At 58.9% G+C, this 21,527-nt stretch carries 17 protein-coding genes; 7 read left to right on the plus strand and 10 right to left on the minus strand.

From position 1 onward, the window contains the following. Positions 1–7 precede the first annotated feature (7 nt). The 8 genes from ACCD02_RS07275 to yaaA form a co-directional block, all read right to left on the minus strand. Entirely contained in the window at positions 8–1,450 is a 1,443-nt protein-coding gene (locus ACCD02_RS07275) for an alginate O-acetyltransferase (protein WP_413299882.1), read from the minus strand. Between the two features lie 15 nt (positions 1,451–1,465). Next, entirely contained in the window at positions 1,466–3,049 is a 1,584-nt protein-coding gene (gene algG, locus ACCD02_RS07280) for a mannuronan 5-epimerase AlgG (protein WP_413299884.1), read from the minus strand. 184 nt (positions 3,050–3,233) lie between these two features. After that, a complete protein-coding gene (locus ACCD02_RS07285; RefSeq protein WP_413299886.1) occupies positions 3,234–4,715 on the minus strand; it encodes an alginate export family protein in 1,482 nt (493 codons plus the stop codon). Next, positions 4,712–6,130 carry an alginate biosynthesis TPR repeat lipoprotein AlgK gene (gene algK / locus ACCD02_RS07290; RefSeq protein ID WP_413299888.1) on the minus strand — a complete coding sequence of 473 codons (1,419 nt, stop codon included), beginning with the start codon at positions 6,128–6,130 and terminating at the stop codon, positions 4,712–4,714. Before algK ends, ACCD02_RS07285 begins: the two co-directional genes overlap by 4 nt. Positions 6,131–6,132: 2 nt before the next feature. After that, positions 6,133–7,305 carry a PilZ domain-containing protein gene (locus tag ACCD02_RS07295; protein ID WP_413299890.1) on the minus strand — a complete coding sequence of 391 codons (1,173 nt, stop codon included), beginning with the start codon at positions 7,303–7,305 and terminating at the stop codon, positions 6,133–6,135. A 56-nt stretch (positions 7,306–7,361) separates the two neighbouring features. Further along, positions 7,362–8,843 (minus strand): mannuronan synthase, encoded by a 1,482-nt coding sequence (gene alg8, locus ACCD02_RS07300; protein ID WP_413299892.1) that lies wholly within the window; start codon positions 8,841–8,843, stop codon positions 7,362–7,364. A gap of 188 nt (positions 8,844–9,031) precedes the next feature. Next, the gene (locus ACCD02_RS07305) at positions 9,032–10,348 is read right to left on the minus strand and encodes a nucleotide sugar dehydrogenase (RefSeq protein ID WP_413299894.1); all 1,317 of its coding nucleotides are present in this window, start codon (positions 10,346–10,348) and stop codon (positions 9,032–9,034) included. Between the two features lie 965 nt (positions 10,349–11,313). Then, entirely contained in the window at positions 11,314–12,093 is a 780-nt protein-coding gene (yaaA, locus tag ACCD02_RS07310; RefSeq protein ID WP_413299896.1) for a peroxide stress protein YaaA, read from the minus strand. Positions 12,094–12,270: 177 nt separating this feature from the next. Between yaaA and ACCD02_RS07315 the strand changes: the two genes are divergently transcribed. The 6 genes from ACCD02_RS07315 (at position 12,271) to moaE (ending at position 17,587) form a co-directional block, all read left to right on the plus strand. Beyond that, positions 12,271–13,422 (plus strand): polysaccharide deacetylase family protein, encoded by a 1,152-nt coding sequence (locus tag ACCD02_RS07315; RefSeq protein WP_413299898.1) that lies wholly within the window; start codon positions 12,271–12,273, stop codon positions 13,420–13,422. 332 nt (positions 13,423–13,754) lie between these two features. Then, on the plus strand, positions 13,755–15,149 hold the full coding sequence (locus ACCD02_RS07320; RefSeq protein ID WP_413299900.1) for a PhoH family protein: 1,395 nt from the start codon (positions 13,755–13,757) through the stop codon (positions 15,147–15,149). 652 nt (positions 15,150–15,801) lie between these two features. Next, complete coding sequence (locus ACCD02_RS07325) at positions 15,802–16,293, plus strand: hypothetical protein (RefSeq protein WP_413299902.1); 492 nt, start codon at positions 15,802–15,804, stop codon at positions 16,291–16,293. A 107-nt stretch (positions 16,294–16,400) separates the two neighbouring features. After that, positions 16,401–16,886 (plus strand): cyclic pyranopterin monophosphate synthase MoaC, encoded by a 486-nt coding sequence (gene moaC, locus ACCD02_RS07330; protein WP_413299904.1) that lies wholly within the window; start codon positions 16,401–16,403, stop codon positions 16,884–16,886. Continuing rightward, positions 16,883–17,128, plus strand: a complete 246-nt coding sequence (locus ACCD02_RS07335) for a MoaD/ThiS family protein (RefSeq protein WP_413299906.1) — start codon at positions 16,883–16,885, stop codon at positions 17,126–17,128. Before moaC ends, ACCD02_RS07335 begins: the two co-directional genes overlap by 4 nt. A 3-nt stretch (positions 17,129–17,131) precedes the next feature. Continuing rightward, on the plus strand, positions 17,132–17,587 hold the full coding sequence (gene moaE / locus ACCD02_RS07340; RefSeq protein ID WP_413299908.1) for a molybdopterin synthase catalytic subunit MoaE: 456 nt from the start codon (positions 17,132–17,134) through the stop codon (positions 17,585–17,587). A gap of 160 nt (positions 17,588–17,747) precedes the next feature. Here moaE and rhlB read toward each other — a convergent pair whose 3' ends face one another. Both rhlB and ACCD02_RS07350 read right to left on the minus strand, forming a co-directional pair. After that, positions 17,748–19,223 carry an ATP-dependent RNA helicase RhlB gene (gene rhlB, locus ACCD02_RS07345; protein WP_413299910.1) on the minus strand — a complete coding sequence of 492 codons (1,476 nt, stop codon included), beginning with the start codon at positions 19,221–19,223 and terminating at the stop codon, positions 17,748–17,750. A 113-nt stretch (positions 19,224–19,336) separates the two neighbouring features. Beyond that, the gene (locus ACCD02_RS07350) at positions 19,337–19,993 is read right to left on the minus strand and encodes an alpha/beta hydrolase (protein WP_413299912.1); all 657 of its coding nucleotides are present in this window, start codon (positions 19,991–19,993) and stop codon (positions 19,337–19,339) included. A gap of 501 nt (positions 19,994–20,494) precedes the next feature. On the opposite strand from ACCD02_RS07350, the gene ACCD02_RS07355 reads away from it, so the two are divergent. Continuing rightward, positions 20,495–21,526, plus strand: a complete 1,032-nt coding sequence (locus ACCD02_RS07355; RefSeq protein WP_413299914.1) for an amino acid ABC transporter substrate-binding protein — start codon at positions 20,495–20,497, stop codon at positions 21,524–21,526. Position 21,527 lies beyond the last annotated feature (1 nt).

Consider the following 21,527-nt stretch of genomic DNA (forward strand, 5'->3'; position numbering starts at 1 on the left):
GGAAACCTCATAGCCCGGCCTGGGCGGTGGAGCTTTTGCCCACGCCGGGGAATACGTTGCGTTTGCATACTGTCGCTTCGACTTGCTGAGGTGCCGCGCCCGCTTCCGGGCCTTGCAGTTCCAGTGCGAGCAGTTGTTGGTCTGCCCAGTCCTTGTCCTCGCGCAGTTCAAAGGCGAAGCGCCCGTCGGTATCGGATGTCTCCGGTTTTTCGATCTTCAGGTCTTCGTGGCGCCCGTTCATGTACCAGAGGCGGGCCTGCAGGGTTTTCACCGAGGTGTCGGCAAAGCGGATGTCGACCTGATTACTGCCGTTACGCACGTCCTTGGCGCCGCCATTGACCAGTATTTCGTTGGTGCCGGTCTTGAGGGAGGCCTTGGCGCTCATCAGCGCGGGCTTGCCTTCGCAACCGTTGCCCAGCAGTGACATCATCTGGCGGTAGATGGTCTCCTGGTCGAGTCTGTACAGCGGGGAAAATTCCCAGATCAGGATCTTCGGTGGATGTTTCTGGAAGTCGTCGCTGCCCAGGTATTGCAACATCGAGCCTTCCAGGCCGCCGCCGGGGAAGGCGACGTTGAGCACTTCGGCGCCGATGTACTGCTGCAGGAAACCGCCGAAGTTGTAGTTTTTGCCACTGTGACTGGTGCCGACCAGGGTGATCTGCGGAGTGGCGGAATCGCCGAACAGGTCACCGTCGGCAGCTTCGCCCTTGGGCTCGGTACCGAACTGGTCCATGTACTGGATCGCGTAGCTGGTGCCGCACAGCTGCCCGGCCATGTTGTGCAGGGTGCCTTTCTTGCCCATGCGGCCGATGCGATGGGTCTCGAATTCGCGTCGCGGGATATCAGCGAACTGCGGCATCTTCTTCACCGTCTCGGCGACGATTTTTGCCGTGCGCTCAGCACCGTACGGCGTCCAGTGCTGGTCGCCGCGGAAGTAGAAATCATGAGCCTGTTGCTCGTTGGTCAACGGCGACAGGTCCGGCACCCAGTAACCCATCTTGCTGAAACGACCGAGCATCGCCTGGTAGTTTTTCAGCGCGGTGTCGTAGTCGAACTTGTCGCGTTCGGCCGGGAATAGTTTGTTGCGGTCCACCAGACCACGGGTCGGCTGATAGACCACCACCAGCTCGACGCCCTTGCTCTTGAACGCGTCGTGCAGTTCCTGCATGCGCCGGTACCCTTCGGGCGTGGTGTTGAACTCGGTACGCAAGTCTTCCTGGGTACGGAACAGCCAGTCGCCCTGGGCCTGGACCAGAGTGGTGAAGTTCTGCTGGTAGCGCGTGACGTAGTTCTTGGCGTCATGGGCTTGCGGGCACAGGTTGCAGCACGGCTCGGCGGTGAAGGTCGGTGCCGCGGGCAGATTTTCGGCGCTGGCGGTGCCTGCGCTGATGGCAAACAGGGCGGCGCTGAGGCCGCTGAAACTGAGAAGCTTGATCAAATGGGCGTGCATAAAAAATACCTTTGCTCAGTCGCGAAGATCGGCTTGGCGTTCGACCGGATCGATCAATACGGCTTTTTGCTGGCGCACCAGCAGATCGAGGATTTCTCCCTGACGGTCGCCCAGGACACCGTTGAAGCTGATGCCGCTGGCCTTGACCGGGGCTTTCATCGACACCTTGTAGAGCTCCACGCTCAGGGGCGAGTCGATGGACAGGGGGCCGGAACCATTGCCGGCCAGTTCACCACCGACCACGATCAGCGAGACTTCGGCGTCGAACGGGTCCAGAGCGATGTCGCGGTCGGTGTCGCTCAGGTCCTTGATGTGGCCGAACACGCCCATCAGGCCGTTGCCCATGGCGATGTTCTCGTACAGCCGCACGTTGACGCTGTTGCGCACGCGGATGCCGTGGCGACGGTTGGCGATGACGCGGTTGCCGTAGAGCAGGTTGTCCGCGCTTTCGTACAAGGTGATGCCGTCGGTGTGGTTCTGGTAGATCTCGTTGTAGGCCACCAGGTTGTTCACACTGTTACGGTCGATCACCAGGCCCGAGAGGTGGTTGTCATAGCTCTTGTTGCCGAAGATGAAGCTGTCGTTCACTTCACGGGAAATGATGATGCCGTGCTTCTTCTTGGTCCCGTGGACGATGTTGTTGGCAATGATCAGCCCGTGGGAACGGTCGTGGGGGTCGATGCCGTAGACGATGTTGTCCTTGTAGGTATTGCCTTTGACCACCACGTCGCGCGCTTCATAGCAGTAGAAGCCGTACCACATGTCGCTGAACTCGGAGCCGATGATCCAGCCGGTGGGTTCCGGGCGCTTGAGCACCTTGGCCATGTTCGGCGTGTACTGGGAAATACTGACCCCGTAGGACTTGCTGTTGGCGTAACCGAAGCTGGCCATCTTGCTATTGATGATGTAGGTGTCGGTGCCGCCCCAGGCCAGCAGGAACGGGCGAAATTCCTTGGGCGAGCGGAAGGTCGCCGGGCCGTTGTCGGCCTCGCGCCAGCCGGTGACCTTGGTGTCCCGAATGAACATCTGGCCGTCGTTGATCAGGAACGAACCGCCTTCCTGGGACAGGCGCAGTTCCTGAGTCTTGCCGTCGATCTCGAAGATACCCTTGCGCCCGACCACGATCGGGATCCGTGCCAGGAACACGCCTGGCGACGTTTCGCTGAAGTATTTCTTCGGCAGGGTCTTGGTCAGGTCACGCAGGTTGACGTAGCCGTCTTCGATGAAGATCGCCTGGGGAATGCCGTGCTGACGACGCACCCACTCGGCCAGCTTGTTATCGCCGCCGACGAATTCCTTGAGGGCGTCTTCCATCATGAAGCGGGTGACCCGTACCTTGCCCGGCTTGCTGCGCACGATCTTCGCAGCGGCGGCTTCGGCGGTGTAGCCGGACAGGTCCGGCGGCACCGGCTTGGCCAGGGCCAGGGGCTCCACGGGCGGGCTGCTGATGGTATAGGTCTTGGCCTGTTGCAGCTCCTTGACCACTTTGTCGGTGGCGCCGCTAACGGGGGCATTGGCCAGGGCCGTACCGCCTGCCAGCAACAGTGCGCCGCCGAGCAGGGTGCAGGGCCAGAGCCTGCGGCTTGCTTGACTGTTCATCTCATTGCACCCTCATTATCAAACAACGCGTAATTAGTCGAATTAACCCGGCCCGTTGGAGCGAGCGATGCGGCGACCTGACGTGCCCGCGAAGAGGCCAATACATTCGATACATCTTCATAGGCTGCAACACTTCCTTCGCGGGCAAGCCTCGCTCCTACAGATCGGGGGGCCTGTGCGTTCATCAGAAGCGCCAGATCACGTCGATAAACGCACGGTGCATATAACTGTCCACACCGCTGCCATAGGCATCACCGGGCTTGAACACGCCACCCCGGAAACGCACAAGGGCCGAAGGTTCGTCGATGGACTGGCTCAGGGCCGCAGGTAACAGACCTTGTTTGAAGTACTTGGTGACCACCAGATCCATTTCCTGACCCAGGTCTTTCTTGCCATCGACCAAGGGCAGGGAAGTGCTCGATTCCAGGCCGGTCAGCGGGTCGGTGCTGTTGTCCACGGCATCGATGCCTGTGCCGGTGACCGGCTTGTTGCCGTCGACGCGCCAGAACTTGTGGTAGACCAGGCTGGCGTCGTATTCGTCGCGCAGCTCCCAGGAACCGAACAGGGTCGCCGACTGCATGTTGTTCATGCTGCCGCGAAAGGCTTCGCCGAAACGGTGGACGCGCGAGCGAGTGCCGGTGAAGGATGAGCGGTTGCTCTCCAGACCATTCTGTTCGTACTCGCCGCTGGCCCGGGCATATGCCGCGCCGACCTGCCATTGCGGGTCCAGGCGCAGACGCAAGCCAAGGTCGGTGGCCCAGCCGTTGACGTCGTCGCTGCTTTTCTGCCCGGCCACCCGGACGCCGTTCTGGTCCAGCGGGCTGATGCTGTGCCGCGAACCACTGAGGCCGGTGACGCTGCCCCAGTAATTGAGCGTATTGGTGTTGTTGTGGTTGTAGGCGTCACTGTTGACGTCCAGGCCGAGCCAGGTCAGGTCGCCGTTTTCGGTCTTGTCCAGGGAGTCGACCTCAGTGCTGCCGGTCTTCAGGTGGCCGTCGTCATGGGTATGGTGCGCACGCAGGCCGACCCATTGGCCGGGCATCCACTGAGCGTAGATATCGCCGTAGACATGCAGGCGATCCTTATCCTGGGGCGCCAGCTCGGTGAGGTCGGTACGGTATTCGCTGAAGCGTTCGGCGGCACCCAGGTGGGCGCGCAGCAGAGTGGTGTCGAAGTCCCAGTTCAGCGCCTCGATGTTGGTGTCACGCCACTGGCCATCGTCGTTGCGCAGGCGCTGGCGACCGAACTTGAGCAGTTCGCCGGGATAGGGCGTGAAACCGCTGTAACCGACCCAGAATTCACGCAGGGCCAGGTAGCTCTTGTCGGGTTTACGCTTGTCGGCAGAGCTGTCGTCTTGCTGGCTGCCATCGGCGGACTGGCGCAGGGTATCGGTTTCGACGATATCGGTGGCGGTCACGGCCTGGCCCATGGCGTAGGCGCTCCAGTTACCATTCTCGAAGTAAGCCCAGGGACGCAGGTCAAGGCCCAGGCCATTGACGTCGCCGCCATCACGGGTGCCGAGGTCGCGGTCATCTTCGGACTGCGCGGTGGCTTTGATTTCAATACCGAAGTTCTTGTCTTCGGTCAGGGCCGCCAGCGTCGGGCAGGCCCACAGCAGGGTAAAGCCCAGGCCAAGCCCGGCTGCCATCAAGGGGTTCAACTTCATAGTGCGTCCTCGCCGTCTTGTTTTTGCAGGGCCTGCATCACCAGTGCATTGTTCTGGTTGGCAGTCGCGCCCCGTACCTGTTGCTCTTGCTGCAGCAGCCGTTGGGCGGCGGCGAGCTTGTCAGGCGGCAATTGTTCGCTGAGTTGCTGGGCCAGATCCTTGGCTTCGGGAGTGTCTTGCTTGAGCGCCAGTTGGCCGAAGACCCAGGCATTGACCGGGTCGGGCTTGGTGCCCTTGCCCTGGGAAAACAGCTGGGCGAGGGCGAAGTCGGCGCTGTTCTGGCCGCCACGTGCGGCTTTGAGCAACTCGTCGGTGGCTTTCTGCGGGTAAACATCACCCAGGTAGCCCCGGCGATAGATCTGCCCCAGGTAGTAGTGGGCGGCCAGTTCAGTGTTGGCAGCCTTCTTCAGGTGTTCTTCGGACTTGGCCGGATCGGCCGGGACCAGCTTGCCCTCGTAGTAGAGCTTGCCCAGCAGCAGTTCGGCGCGGGGCTGGTCGGCAGCGCGGCCGTTGTCCAGGTATTCCATCATCTTGTCGACGTCGCCCAGGTCGGGGAAGTCGTAGAGCAGCTTGGCCAGGGTGACCCAGGAGATCGGATAGCCCGGCGCGACTTTCTCCAGCAGTGCCTGTGCGGTCTTTTCGTCCGGCTTGCCGATCTCTGGATCAGCCAGAACCCGTGCTACGCCATCGACCCGTGCCGGATCGACGACACCGATGCGGTAGGCGTCCTGCAACTGGTCAAGCAGGGCGGCCAGTTTGTCTTTGTCGGCCTCGCCACGCTTCTGGTAGACGGTGGCCAGCTCGATGTAGCAGATGTCGGTGCTGGCCAGCAGCGGCTTGCAGATGTTCTCGACGTCCGCCAAGTGCTGATCGTAGGTGCCCTGGGCGCGATACAGCAGCACCTGGGCCAGGCCAGCCTCGGGGAAACCGGCCTTGCGCCATTGATCGATCTTCTGCTGCGCGTTGACCTGAGGGAAGGTCTGCGGGTATTGCAGATAGAGCATCGCCAGGGGCAGAACCGAACCGGTCTCGCCATTGTTGATGGACTTCTGCAGCAGGCCTTCGGCCTCGCGTTGTTCGGCCGCTGTAGCGCCGGGCTTGGTTGCCAGCAGGCGGCCCAGGCGCGATTGAGCTCGAACCGAAGTCTCGGCGGCGGCGCGGTAGGTCGCCTCGGCCAGTTTCATCTGCGCCGGGTCGCGGCTTTCGACCTGGATATCGGCCAGCCCGACCTGGGCATCGCTATAGCCCAGGTCAGCCAGTTGCCGGTAGTTCTGCTCGGCCAGCGCGGTATCGCCGTGCTTGAGGGCTTCATTGGCCAGGCGCTGGTCAGGCAGACCGGCGCAGCCGCTGATGCCGATGGCTACAGCAATGCTCAACAGCGCGGGAGTCGACAAGTGTCGCAACGGGCCAGTCATGGTCAGAGACCCGCAGCCATGGCTTTATCGATCACCCAGCTCAGGGACGGGCCCCGGTCGCTGGTCACTTCAACCGGCTTGCCGGCGTAACGGCTGTCCAGGGCCTGGTCCGGCTGGATTTGCACACGGATGTCGGTGGACAGGTCGTTGGCGGCCAGGTTGGTGCTGCTGGTGATCACGCCGCTGCGGGTTTCGTTTTCACCGGCAATCTGGAAGTTCACACGGGTGCCCGGCATGACATTGCCGAACTGGCGATAGTTGAAGCGCGCATCAATGGTGGCGGCGGTGTTACGCGGCACCAGTTGGAAAATCACCTGGCCCTTGGCGGCGTATTGGCCGTTGGCAACCAGTTGGCGGGCCACGGTGCAGTCGCAAGGGCTGGTCAGGGTGCCGCTGAGCTTGCGCCCGAACAGCTCTTCAACCTTGGCCGGTTGCAGCATTGTGTCATCCAGATGGCCCTGAAGCATTTCCAGCATGTTGGTGCTGAAAGACGCCAGTGGTGCGTCCTTGGTGACTACGCCATCTGCGCCGACCAGGCTTTGCACGGTGCCTTCACGGGGCATGGTCACGTCCATACCGGGGACGCTGACCACACCGGCTTCGGCGTGGCTGACGAAGTACAGGCCGTAGACGGTCTTGAAGATGAAACCGAAGGCCACCAGACCGACGACAAACACACCGAGGCTGAAGGTCACGGCACGGATCCGGCCGAGAACGCTCATGCCGTTGCCATCGCCCTTGATCTTGCGCGCCTTGGTGAAGTTGTCACGCTGCAGGGTAGCGAGTACTTCGCCCATGCTGACGATATCGCCGCTCAGATGCGAGGTGATCAGATGGCGCAAGGTCGCGATGTCCTGGGCTTCCAGATGCTGGAACTGGCAGCCGACCCGGCCGCTGGCGGCGTCGAAGGAGCGTACTTGCAGCTCGACATCCATGGCCAGGCCGAGATTATCGATGAGGAACTGCAGGCGGCCCTTGATCACCTCGCCGACCGTTGGCCGTTGGCTCGCCGGTGCGACATAGCTCAGGCCACCGGCAGAGAGGTCTTCGATACGCACCAGTGGGGCGTTGGGTTGCCCGTTGAGCAGGCGCAGCTTGGCGGGAATCTTGACCCGGGCATGTTGGCGCTGGGCTTCGGATTCATGGACGACGTTCACATTCACGGCTGTATTCATGTCGGTAATTCCTGATTAATCGATTGATCCATTGGTCCACTGATACCTGGCGAGGCTCAGACCATCGTCAGCAGTACGGCGACGAAAATGCTGCCGGCAGAAAAGGTCATGGTTCGCGACGACCAAGTGTTGAACCAACCCTGGAAACTGGCCATGTCGCGGCTGAGCTTGGTGTCCTGGCGTGTCCAGGACTGGCGGTCGAGACGGAAGAACACGTAGATCTTCATCAGGGCGCCGACGATCTGGTTGTAATAGAGAATCACCGGGTAGGCCGGGCCGATGCTGTGCCCGCTGCACGACAGCAGCAGGGTGAGGACCAGGCGGGTAATACCGATCCACAGCAGGTACATCAGCAAAAAGGTCACACCGTATTTGCAGCTGGCGATCAGGGCCACGGTCAGGCCGAGAATCGACGTCCACATGGACACGCGCTGATCGAACAGCACCACGCTGGTGAACACGCCGAGGCGATTGACCCCCAGGCCCAGAGCGCGGGAGTTCTGCCGCAGGTTGTTGCCGTACCAGCGGTACATCAGTTTGCGGCTGGCCTTGAAGAAGCTTTTTTCCGGTGGATGCTCGACGGTGTTGATCGCGGCATCCGGTACGTAAAAGGTGTCGTAGCCCAGGCGCATCAGGCTGAACCAACTGGATTTGTCGTCACCGGTAAGGAACTTGAAGGTGCCCAGACGCCAGTGATGCAGGGAGTCGCTTTCAACGTCGGCAATGAACTCGGGATCGGTCACAACCGTGGCGCGGAACACCGACATGCGCCCGGTCATGGTCAGCACGCGCTTGGACAGGGCCATGGAGCACATGTTGATGTGGCGCTGGGCGAAACGCAGCTTGTGCCACTCGCTCATGATGTAGCCGCCGCGCACTTCGCAGAACTCGTTGGTGGTCAGGCCGCCGACGTTGCCGAACAGCTGGAACCACGGCACGGTTTTGCGCACCACGCCTTCACTGAGCACGGTGTCGCCATCGATCACCGCAACCACTGCACGCTCGTCGGGCAGGTGGCGCGAGATAGCGCGGAAACCAAAGGCCAGGCCGTCGCGTTTGCCGGTACCGGCGATGCGCACGAAGTCCAGGGTCACGCGAGACGGCGGATTCATCCGCGCCCACAGGGCCTTGACCAGCAATTCGTCGGACATCTCCACCAGCGAGCAGACCACGGTGGTCGGGTAGCCGCATTCGATGGCTTCGCGGATCACCGAGCTGTACACCTGGGCGGTGGTCAGGGCGTCGATGCGAAAACTGGTGACCATCAGAAATACATGGGACGGGTCCGCCGCTTCGCCCAGCTTGCGCACTTTGCGCCGCAGGTGCGGGTAGACCACGTAGAGAAACAGCATGCCGCGCAGAAAGTGCGTAATGCCCATCGAGTAGCGCCAGATACCCACGGCGCCAATCAGGAAAATAAAGTTCTTGGACTGCGAGTCAAAGATGCTCGTCGGCAAGGCCAGGGCCAAGGCCATCAAGAAACTGAGGTAAAACAGCCAACCTGCGGCCTGTAGGAGGCCATGCTTTAGCCTGTGCATAGTCTGCATCCGTCTCGTCGTTAAGCGGTGTCGGAACATGTGGGAGCGGGTTGTGGGAGCGGATTCATCTGCGAAGAGGGCGGCATATCCGGCGCTTCTTCGTCGTCTGAAACACTGCATTCGCGAATGAATTCGCTCCCACAGAATTCGCCCCCACTAGGGCCCCCGAGATCGGAGGCCCAAGGGCGTTACCAGCAAATCCCTTCGGACCGGCCGCTTTCACCGGTGGTCTTGCTCATGAAGCCGACCAGATCGACGACGTGCTTGCCGACCGGCGCCTTGTCCGCCAGAGCACGGAAGCGCTCGTCGCGGTTGCCGAGGATGATCACGTCGGAGTCGTTGATCACCTGATCGAAATCAGAGTTGAGCAGCGACGAAACGTGAGGGATCTTCGACTCGATGTAGTCTTTGTTGGCACCGTGGACGCGGGCGTATTCGACGTTGCTGTCGAAGATGCTCAGGTCGAAACCCTTGCCGATCAGCATCTCGGCCAGCTCCACCAGCGGGCTTTCGCGCAGATCGTCGGTACCGGCCTTGAAGCTCAGGCCGAGCAGGGCGACCTTGCGGGTGTCGTGACTGGCAACGATGTCGAAGGCGTTCTGCACCTGGGAGACGTTGCTGCGCATCAGCGAGTTGAGCAGCGGCGCTTCCACGTCCAGGCTGCTGGCGCGGTAGGTCAGGGCGCGGACGTCTTTTGGCAGGCACGAGCCGCCGAAAGCGAAGCCAGGACGCATGTAGTACTGGGACAGGTTCAATTGCTTGTCCTGGCAGACCACTTCCATCACTTCGCGACCATCGACACCCACAGCCTTGGCGATGTTGCCGATTTCGTTGGCGAAGGTGACCTTGGTCGCATGCCAGACGTTGCAGGTGTACTTGATCATCTCGGCAACGGCGATGTCCTTGCGGATGATCGGCGCGTCGAGTTCTTCGTACAGGGCTTGCAGCACGTCGCCGGAAGCCTTGTCGAACTCACCGATAACGGTCATTGGCGGATGGTCGTAGTCTTTGATCGCGGTGCTTTCACGCAGGAACTCAGGGTTCACTGCGACACCGAAATCAACACCGGCCTTCTTGCCGGAGCAGTCTTCGAGGATAGGAATCACCACGTTGGCGACAGTGCCCGGCAGTACGGTACTGCGCACCACGATGGTGTGGCGGGAAGTCTTGTCACGCAGGACAAAACCGATTTCGCGGCAAACGGACTCGATGAAATCCAGTTCCAGGTCGCCATTCTTCTTGCTTGGCGTGCCAACGCAGATCATCGACAGGTCGGTGGCACGGATGGCCTCGGAAAAGTCCGTGGTGCCGCGCAGTCGGCCGGTGTTGATGCCCTTTTCGAGCAACTCGCCCAGGCCCGGTTCGACAATCGGCGACTTGCCCTGGTTGATCAGGTCAATCTTGGCGCTGGAGATATCCACACCGACAACATCATGACCTCGCGCTGACAGGCAACCGGCACATACTGCACCGACGTAGCCCAAACCAAAGATGCTGATACGCATCGTCTTTCTCCTCGATTTCACGCCATAAGTTGGCTGGATAGTTGTATTGACCAGCAGTTAACGCGCGCTCGAAAGTTCGACGGATTAAGGCCGAAGAATCGAACACAGGCAGGATTAATAATGAGTGCCTATTAACTTAGGCAAACTCGAACCGCAGCAGCGATGAGTGGCAAGTAGCTCGTGTCCGGAGGGCACGGGATCTTGCTCTGGTGAAGTGGTGAGCCACTCCCTGGGGGCGGATGCACACGAACCCTCAATCACAGCCTTGAGCCAAAGCCCCCGGCCTGATGCGCCTGAGTGATCGTAGCCAGCACTTCGATGGTGCTGAGCCCGGTTTAACTCCATCTAATGTAAAGTGCTTCTTCTCCCGGTACTTGCGTCTCTGGCGATTAAGCCAGAAGTTCCTCTCGGAACTTCCTGATCTTCTCGGTGTGATGTAAGTGATCTCTCACGTCACAGACGATAATTGTTACGGGATGTAGGAGCATGGCCTCTTTGGATAAGTTCCTGGCCACTCGTCCTCTTTTTGAGAATCGGCCCGGATCAGAGGGAATGTGACGGTGGTCGCATTTTGATGGCGACTTATGTTTCGCCCTTAGTTCATGGGTAGTTGCCGGTGGGGGATGTTTATTTGCCATCACTACAAATGAGCCAAATGCCAGTACTGAAAAAAAGTTGTTATTTTTTTGAGACTGCTTAGTTGTCGAGTTGCTCGACAATTTTATGTCGCCAATAAATTGTCATTTCGAGTGTTTGATGATCGACCTGGAAACGGCTCGTCTGAGGTTCGAACGTAGGTCTTGCGAAGAAAATACCGGAGCGGTAGGAGCCGACTAGCTGGCGATGGCGTCAGGTCAGTCACGGACGCTGTTGCGAGCGCTTTGCACTCGATCGCCAGCCAGCGGAACGCCACCCGGCCGCTCCTGCAGAAATCGCATTTCAGTTCAGGTAGCGGTTGTGTCCGATTACTGCTCGGGGCTGTCGCGCAGGAACACCAGTTTGTCCGGGGCCGATTGCTCGCTGCTGTAGCGATAACCCTGCACGTCGAACTGCTTCAAGGCTGCTGGGTCATTGATGCGCTCGCTGATGACGAAGCGGCTCATCATGCCTCGGGCTTTCTTGGCATAGAAGCTGATGATCTTGTACTGGCCGTTTTTCAGGTCCTTGAACTCGGTGTCGATGATCCGCGCCTTGAGGGCCGAACGCTTGACCGCTGAAAAATACTCGGTGGATGCCAGATTCAGCAGCAGATCATCGCCCTGATCGGCCAGGGCCTGGTTCAGCCATTCGCTGATGCGCGTGCCCCAGAAGGCGTACAGGTCCTTGCCCCGGGCGTTGGCCAGGCGGGTACCCATTTCCAGGCGGTAGGGCTGCATCAGGTCCAGGGGGCGCAGCAGGCCGTACAGGCCCGAAAGCATGCGCAAGTGGTCTTGGGCATACGTCAATTCTTGGTCATTCAGGGTTTCGGCCTGCAGACCGGTGTAGACATCGCCCTTGAACGCCAGCAAGGCCTGCTTGGCATTTTCCGGAGTAAAGGCCGGGGTCCAGCTGCCGAAGCGTGCGGCATTGAGGCCTGCGAGCTTGTCCGAGAGGTGCATCAGCTCGCTGATCTGCGCCGGGCTCAGTTCGCGCAATTGTGTGATCAGTTCCTGAGAATGGTCCAGATATTGCGGCTGGGTGAAACGCGTCGTGGTGGGCGGTGTTTCGAAATCGAGGGTCTTGGCTGGGGAAATCACCATCAGCATAACGTCGTCTCCTTTAATCGTCGGGGGATTCTAGAGATATGACGTGCGCGACTCCAGCTATGGCGGCGATAGTCTCGACTCGATCACAGCTGGCCCGGCTTTGTATCAGCCACGACATCAGGTGTGGCATCGGGATCGGCTATAGTGCCGGGCTGGTTCAAACAGGTTTGTCTAAGGATGAGTGCAGTGGCTTTGCGGATCTTGATAGCAGTGTGCGCCGGAGTGTTCTGGCTCAATGCCCAGGCAGCGTTGCCGCCGCCGGCGACCATGGACCGCAGCGTCTGGCCCGAGCAGTTGACCTCGGAGCAATTGTTCGATGTCGCCTCGCGTGCGGAAATCCTCGCGTTCGCCCATGCCCTGTATGTCAGCGAAGGCCTCGATGAGGAAGGCCTCAAGGCGCGCCTGGGCCTGCGTTCGGTGAATATGCAGTCGATCAATCTGGTACGTAATCGCCTGTGGACGCGCCTGCTTGAGAACTATCAGTTCGCTCAGAAGAGCTGTGAGCAGGACGCTTCTTTCTGCGTATTGGCCGATGAGATGGACCAGTTGCGCGAGCGGGCCGCCGAATACCAGATCGCCGATGACTCCTTCTATGCCAGCTGGGCCAAGCCGAGCGATGCGTTTCACGCCCGCTATCTGAACGAGCTGCTGCGCATGGCGGCGTTGTTCCCCCAGACCAGCAGCGAAATCGAGCGCTACAACTCCGACGAGCTGAGTGGCGATGAAATGCCTGACCGCACCTTCATGCTCAATTTCGATAGCGGCCCGACGGCGGTGGATGGCGGCACCGATTGGCTGACCGATTTCATGCGTCAACAGAAACTCACCGCCACCTTCAACGTGCTTGGCAAGAGCCTGCAGGATCGCCTGGAGGACAGCTCGGCGGCCAGGTTGCAGGATCTTTATCGTCTGCAATGCGTTGGCATCCAGGGCTGGGAATACCGTTCCCACAGCCAGTGGGTGGACTGGCAGAACTCGGTGGCGCGCAGTGCCGCACTGGTCCAGCAACTGCTGCCGGACAACTACGTGCCGTTGTTCCGCCCGCCTTATGGTCATCGTCGGGCCGACAGCGCGGAGTTCTTCCGGTCCCAGGACCTGCGGGTATCACTGTGGAGCATCGACTCCCAGGATCTGAATCCGCGACTCACCCCGCAGCAGAGTGCCGAGCGTGTCTTGACCCTGATGCTGCTGTGGCGGCGCGGCACCATCATGTTCCATGACACCGGCAGCAAGGCCCAGGATGCGTTGCCCTGGCTGCTGCTCAATACCGGACAAAGCGGCGTGCAGTGGCAGGACTGTCGTCAGATACCGGAAAGGCCCGTGGAATAAGGGCTGGAGAGGGTTTTTGCAGGAGCGCGTAGGAAGATTCCTACGTGATTTTGCCTGGAGCGGACTTCCGACTGTAAACGTGTGCAGCGCCCTCGCCAAGGGCTATTCGTCATACTGTGAAATAAACTTCAAAAAACTGTCAAAGAGCTTTTTTCTGTCATCTGTTTTGCGGTATTACGAAGACAGACCGCCGAACCCTGCAACACAGGTGGCGTCTTCCCGGACTCCATTTTGAGCATTTCTCTCCTGCCTGAAGGAGAGAGCCTCGGCGGCCTTTTCGTGGCGCAGTATGTTGGCTCTGCGCCGCCTGGCTTCTACAAAGGTGAGCGAGTATGGATGATCACGGACGCACCCCTTCCTCTAACCAGCCAATCCTTTACGTGCTCGATACCAACGTATTGATTCATGATCCAAACGCACTGCTGAATTTCGAAGAACACCACGTCGCCATCCCGATGACGGTCCTTGAGGAGCTCGACAAGCTCAAGGCCGGCAAGCATTCGGTGGCTGCAGAATGCCGTCAGGCCATCCGCCTGATCGACAAAACCCTGGGCGAAGCCACACCGGAGGATGTTGAAAAAGGCGTACCCATTGATCGCGGCACCGGCGTGTTCAAGGGCTTTCTGTCGATCCTCATGAGCAAGCGCGAGGAACCCAACAGCCTGCTGCCCGAACACCTCAACGACAACATCATTATCAATCAATTGATCGACCTGCACGCGCGCGACAAGGACCTGCGCCTGGTGCTGGTGACCAAAGACATCAATATGCGCCTCAAGGCGCGGGCCTGCGGGATCGCCGCCGAAGACTACAGCACCGATCAACTGGTCGATGACGTGTCGATGCTGTCCCGTGGTTATCACACCTTGACCGGCTCGTTCTGGGACCGGGTCAGCAAGGTCGAGACCCGTCAGGATCATGGCCGCACCTGGCATCGGGTGCAGATGAGCGATGTGCTGCCTTCCGTGCATATCAACGAGTTTATTGTTGACGAGCAGGGCTTTGTCGGCTGGATCAAAGGCGTCAAGGCCGATGAATTGCTGATCCTCGATATGCATCAGGAGCCACTGCTGCATCAGGAAGCCTGGGGCCTCAAGCCTCGCGACATTTATCAGGGCCTGGCACTGTTCGCCCTGCTCGATCCCGATATCCACCTGGTCAACCTGTCCGGCGCTGCGGGCTCGGGCAAGACCATCCTGGCACTGGCCGCTGCTATCGAGCAGACCATGGTCAGTAAGCGTTATCGCCGCATCATCGCTACCCGCAGTGTGCAGGGGCTGGATCAGGAAATCGGCTTCCTGCCCGGCACCGAAGCAGAAAAAATGGAGCCGTGGCTCGGCGCCATCACCGACAACCTCGAGGCCTTGCACATGGATGATGAAAACACCCATGGCAGCGTCGATTACATCCTTAGCAAAGTGCCCTTGCAGTTCAAATCCCTTAACTACATTCGCGGTCGCAGCTTCCAGCAGAGCCTGATTCTCATCGACGAATGCCAGAACCTCACCCCGCACCAGATGAAAACCATCATCACCCGCGCCGGTGCCGGTTCCAAAGTGGTCTGCCTGGGTAACCTGGCGCAGATCGATACGCCTTACCTGTCGGCCACCAGTTCCGGCCTGACCTACCTCACGGAGCGCTTCAAGGACTTCCCCAACGGCGTGCATATCACCCTTCAGGGTGTACCGCGCTCTATCCTGGCTGAATATGCGGAGTCGCATCTGTAACTGTTTCAAATAAACGTCTGTAGCCGGGGAACGAGTTTATCTGTTGATAAACCCGTTCCCCGCTTTGTTTTTACTCCTCCTGATTTTTCTGCCTCTCTAATCGCCTGATGTACAGTTGATGCTTGACAGTCATGGCCGGGTTTGATTAACAGTCACTGTGTCGAAAGCAAAGTGTGAAAACACTTCTGTCTGTTCTTAGTGTCTGAGTGCATCTATATGAAAGGCCCCTATTCAATCGGGGATCTCATGGGGTGAAAGGCATGACGGTTGTTGGCGTTACAATAGCGGTATTGATAAACGGGTTTATCAACAATGAATGTCATTGTGGACAAACCGGTTTAAACAGGGTGATCAGGGAGTGTTTTTTGCTTGCGCTGAAAAGTATGGTTGTTGGCAAGAAAGAGGTAAACCACGACGCACCTTTTAATGACGCGGCACTCCAGTTTAACCGCGTTTAAGCGATGAACGGACTGGCATTTTTGACAGGTAGACGAGGGGCGTCTTTCGTTCCATAGTCATTTCTCCCGACGCAGCTCCTGCTGCGGGGAACGACCATCTGTATCGACTATGTTTTAAGGCCATCAGCACTGCCTGCGGGCGGGCTGTGGCTGAGAGAAGGTATGGATAAAATATCACTACAGGAGTTATAGCAATGGCTGAATATATTCAAAATGGCAATTTCAGTAATGGCTCACTGGACCCTTGGTTTCCACAAGGAACCGTAAAAGTTCAAGAGGATATCAATCGTCAACGCTTTCATGTCCATATAGAAAAAGGGTCGAGGATCCAGCAGCATTGGCGCATGGATGAGCCCCACGACAGATTGTTGTTTCTCATGGATATAAAAGTTGAAGGTGGATCGGACGTGCCAAGTGGCGGCGTACAAGTATCGTTTTTCTTCTCTGGTGGTTCCAGTGGTCCCATCAGTACGACCTATAATATTAAAGAGTCGTCGGAGTGGGAAACGCTGGATCTGCTTCTGAATGCGGGTGCCGATGCGGCCAGTGGTAATATTACCCTGTTGGTGCAGCCTGCATTTGCCGACAGGGTCACCATTACAAATATCTCTCTCATGGGCGTCACCCGGGAACAGGATGGATTCCGCTTGTCCAAATATGCTGAGGATGAAAGCAACAAACAATAAAGCGTGCCAGACGTCTGCCCCTGAATTCGGTTAATGTTCAGGGGTAGATGTTATTCCTCCACCCTTCGTTTGGTTTACAATCCCGACTCCTGCCCAGGAGTATCTCCGTGCTGACTCATCTCGATTCCCAAGGTCGCGCCAATATGGTCGACGTCACCGACAAGGCCGTGACGTTCCGTGAAGCCGTGGCCGAAGCGCGCGTGCGCATGTTGCCTGCCACCCTGCAAATGATCGTCAGCGGCGGTCACCCCAAGGGCGATGTGTTCGCCGTGGCGCGTATTGCCGGGATTCAGGCGGCGAAAAAAACCAGTGATCTGATCCCCTTGTGCCATCCGCTGATGCTGACCGGCGTCAAGGTCGAACTCAGCGCCGAAGGCGAGGACGCCGTGCATATCGTCGCGCGCTGCAAGCTGTCCGGCCAGACCGGTGTGGAAATGGAGGCCCTGACAGCTGCCAGCGTCGCTGCCCTGACCATTTATGACATGTGCAAGGCCGTGGACCGGGGCATGGTGATCGAAGCCGTACGCCTGCTGGAGAAGCTGGGCGGCAAGAGCGGGCACTTTGTTGCTGATGCACAGGAGCCGATAGCATGAGTGTGCGGGTACTTTATTTCGCCCGTTATCGCGAAGCCCTGGGGCTGGATGGCGAACGGGTTGATGGCGAGTTTTCCACCATCGATGACCTGCGTGCCCACTTGGCCAGGCGTGGTGATGCCTGGCAGGTGCTGACCGAGCAGAACCTGATGTGTGCCCGTAATGAGGATCTGTGTTCGGTAAATGAGCCGTTGCAGGACGGCGATGAAGTGGCATTCTTTCCCACAGTGACCGGAGGCTGAGGCATGGCGATTCGGGTGCAGGCCGCCGCGTTCGATCCGGGGGCCGAGGTCAATGCCATGCATGCGGCCAATGTCGGTGTTGGCGCAGTGGTGAGCTTTGTTGGCTATGTGCGCGACTTCAATGACGGGCGGGACGTAGCGGGGATGTTCCTCGAACATTACCCCGGCATGACCGAGAAGGCCCTGGGCAAGATTACCGCCGAGGCCGAACAGCGCTGGCCGCTGCTCAAGCTGGAAGTGCTGCATCGGGTTGGTGCGCTTGAGCCGGGCGAGCCTATCGTATTCGTCGGTGTTGCCAGTGCGCATCGCCAGGCCGCATTCGAGGCCTGTGATTTCGTCATGGACTACCTGAAGACTCGCGCGCCGTTCTGGAAGAAGGAAAACACTTCAGAAGGACCGCGCTGGGTGCAAGGGCGGGACAGTGATCATGCGGCGGCGGGGCGGTGGGATAAAGTCTGATTATTGAAGTGCTCTGTGATAACTGGCTGTGGTATCGAATGTTGTGGGAGCGAATTCATTCGCGAAGGCGGCATATCAGACGATACAAATAGGTCGGATGTCCCACCCTCTTGGCGAATGAATTCGCTCCCACAACGGCCCCACAATCGCTGACAGGCTTTTAGGGCTGTTTACGCACCACCGCCCGCAACAACTCCTGCGGCGGCATTTCGCAGCTGATCTTGCGGCCCAGCTTCTCTTCGATGGCGGGCAGTTGATACGAGTCGTCTTCACCGGCAAAGCTGATTGACACACCGTCGGCCCCTGCACGCCCGGTACGGCCGATACGGTGTACGTAGTCGTCCGGTACTTCCGGCAGGGTGAAGTTGATCACGTGGCTGATACCGTCGATGTGAATACCGCGACCGGCCACGTCGGTGGCAACCAGTACGCGGATCTTGCCTTCGCGGAAACCTTCCAGGGTTTTGATGCGCTTGTGCTGCGGTACGTCGCCGGACAATTGCGCGGCGTTGACGCCATCGCGCACCAGGCGCTCTTCGATGCGCCGCACTTCGTCCTTGCGGTTGGCAAAGACCATGACCCGTTCCCAGCCGTTATCGGTGACCAGGTTATAAAGCAGCTTGTACTTGTCCGCCGAAGCCACGGCATAGATATGCTGCTCGACGTTATCGGCGGCGACGTTCTCGGATTCGATCTCGACGATAGACGGCTCGGTGGTCCATTGCTTGGCCAGGTTCATCACGTCTTCGGTAAAGGTCGCAGAAAACAGTAAGGTCTGGCGCTCGCCCTTGTGCGGAGTCTGGCGAATGATCTGACGAACCTGGGGGATGAAGCCCATATCGAGCATGCGGTCGGCTTCGTCGAGGACCATGACCTCGACCATGTCCAGATGCACTTCGCCGCGCTGGTTGAAGTCCAGCAGGCGGCCCGGAGTGGCAACGAGAATGTCGCAGTGGCGCGCTTCGAGCTGCTTGAGCTGCTTGTCGAAGTCCATGCCGCCGACGAAGGTCATGACGTTCAGGTCGGTGTATTTGGTCAGGTCGGCCGCGTCCTTGGCGATCTGCACCACGAGTTCGCGGGTCGGGGCGATGATCAGCGCCCGGGGTTCGCCCATGTAGCGTTCTTTCGGCGGCGGGGTCTGGGTCAGCTGGGAAATGATCGAAATCAGGAACGCGGCGGTCTTGCCCGTGCCGGTCTGGGCGCGGCCGATGGCGTCCTTGCCTTTAAGGGTAAAGCCCAGCACGCCCGCCTGGATCGGCGTGCAGTAGGGGAAGCCCAGGTCCTGAATCGCGTGCATCAATTCCGGAGCCAGGTCGAAATCATGGAAGCGGGTCTTGCCTTCCTGAGGCTCTACAACGAAATCTTCGAGTTTCCATGGCACAACCACCGGCTTGGGCGCGCGTTCACGACGCGGCCGTTGCGCTCTGGGCTGGGTTTTTTCGCCGTCGCCCTGCTCGATTTGTTCGGCTTGGGGCGCGGCAACTGCGGCAGGCGTGCTGTCTACGGCGACAGCCTGGGGCTGCACGACAGGTTCGGCTTGGGCGGCGGGAGCGGTAACGGAGGGGGCAGGCACAGGGGCGAGCGACTCGACCTCGCTTTTACCGAACATCTTTTTAAGTGCTTTAAGCACGGTCATCTCATCAATTGATTAAGGAATGTACGTCGGGCAGTGTAAAGCAAGAACCGTGCGCGGCGTAGTGGCACGCCGCATGGGCTACAGAACGTTCCTGCCCGACGTGTTTAAAGGCGTTACCCAAGCCGTTGTGCAAGCCAGGTTCCAATGTCGGAGATTTCCTCGGGTAACACTTCGTGGCCCATTGGGTACTCCTGCCATGCGGCGGTTACGCCCAGAGCCTTGAGTATGTCGTAGGCGGCGCGGCCCATGGCCTTTTGCACCACATCATCATATTGGCCATGCAAGCTGTAGACCGGAATCCGGTTCTGGTTGGCAGTCAGGGCCATCTGTTCAGTGAAGGTCGGGGCATAGGTCGATAGTGCCAATACGCCACCAAGCGGCCCCTGCCAGCGCAGGAACGCGGTGTGATAAACCACGGCGCCGCCTTGGGAAAAACCTGCCAGAAAAATCCGCGCCGGGTCGATACCGCCGTCGCGCTGGGCCTCGATCAGGGCGATCACGCGCTGCGCCGATGCCTCCATCTGTTCCTTATTAATAGAACGGGCCGGGCTCATGGCCAGAATGTCATACCAGCTGGGCATGGCATAACCGCCATTGATGGTGACAGGCTGGGTCGGCGCCTGGGGCAAAACGAAGCGCGTGGTCAACAGTTTTTCCTGCAGCGCTTCAGCGACCGGCAGGAAGTCATATCGGTCTGCGCCCAGGCCGTGCAGCCAGATTACGCAGGCATCCGGCGTGTCCACGGGTTCAAGAATGAGGGATTCGTTCATGGTTGCTCCAATGAAGTGCGCGGCGAAATTTCAGATGCATTATTAAGGTGCGCAATCAAATGAAATTCGGCAGTGAATGAAAAGAAATTTGAATCAAGATGTCGCAAGGTTACAAGTTTTCGACTTGACGTGTCGCCTATTCGACATTGGTGGCAGTGTGGTACGGGCTTTGCTATGCATCAATCGAGTGAAAGTGCTCTGCTTGTGCGGTAACACTGGGCAAGTACTCTCAGTGCCTGTGCGGCGCGGCATGGAATCCACACAACGGGATTCCCGGCACGGTTCGGCCTGTACCATCTTGGTCAGGTACATCATGGGGTTTGATCCATTTGACCGATTGACGGGTCGGGAACAGGGTTGACGAGATGATCTTGCGCCCGGTTCCAGATTCGGGTCTTACGTCGCATGACCCAAAAAAAAGCCAGCACGGGTCATCAGTGCCTCACAAGGGTGCGACGGGGCTCAAGCTCCAACACAACAAAGAGCAAACTGGAGGTTTGAATGAAGATGTTGAAATCCACCCTGGCTGTAGTCACCACGGCAGCAGTGCTGGGTGTTTCGGGTTTCGCGCACGCAGGTGCGACCCTTGACGCAGTCATGAAGAAGGGTTTTGTCCAGTGCGGCGTCAGTGATGGCCTGCCAGGTTTCTCCGTTCCGGACAGCACCGGCAAGATCGTAGGGATCGACGCCGACGTCTGCCGTGCTGTTGCTGCCGCTGTCTTCGGTGATGCCACCAAGGTCAAGTTCAGCCAGTTGAACGCCAAGGAGCGTTTCACCGCTCTGCAATCCGGCGAAATCGACATCCTGTCGCGTAACACTACCTGGACCAGCTCCCGTGACGCTGGCATGGGTCTGAAATTCCCTGGTTTCGTTACCTACTACGACGGTGTAGGTTTCCTGGCCAACAACAAACTGGGCGTGAAAAGTGCCAAGGAGCTGGACGGTGCGACCATCTGCATCCAGGCCGGTACTACTACCGAGCTGAACGTTTCCGACTACTTCCGCGCCAACAACCTGAAGTACACCCCGATCACTTTCGACACCTCCGACGAAAGCGCCAAGTCGCTGGAATCCGGCCGTTGCGACGTACTGACCTCCGACAAGTCGCAGCTGTACGCACAGCGCAGCAAACTGGCTTCGCCAAAAGACTACGTCGTTCTGCCTGAAACCATCTCCAAGGAGCCTCTGGCACCTGTAGTGCGTAACGGCGATGACGAGTGGCTGGCCATCGTGCGCTGGACTGGCTACGCGCTGCTGAACACCGAAGAAGCCGGCATCACTTCGAAAAACGTCGAAGCCGAAGCCAAGTCGACCAAAAACCCTGACGTTGCCCGTATGCTCGGCGCTGACGGCGAATACGGCAAAGACCTGAAACTGCCGAAAGGCTGGGTCGTCCAAATCGTCAAGCAAGTCGGTAACTACGGCGAAATCTTCGAGAAAAACCTGGGCAAAAGCACCCCGCTCGAAATCGAACGTGGCTTGAACGCTCTGTGGACCAATGGCGGCATTCAATACGCACCACCAGTGCGCTAAT

It is taken from the genome of Pseudomonas sp. Pseusp88 (assembly GCF_047303955.1).
Lineage (GTDB): Bacteria > Pseudomonadota > Gammaproteobacteria > Pseudomonadales > Pseudomonadaceae > Aquipseudomonas.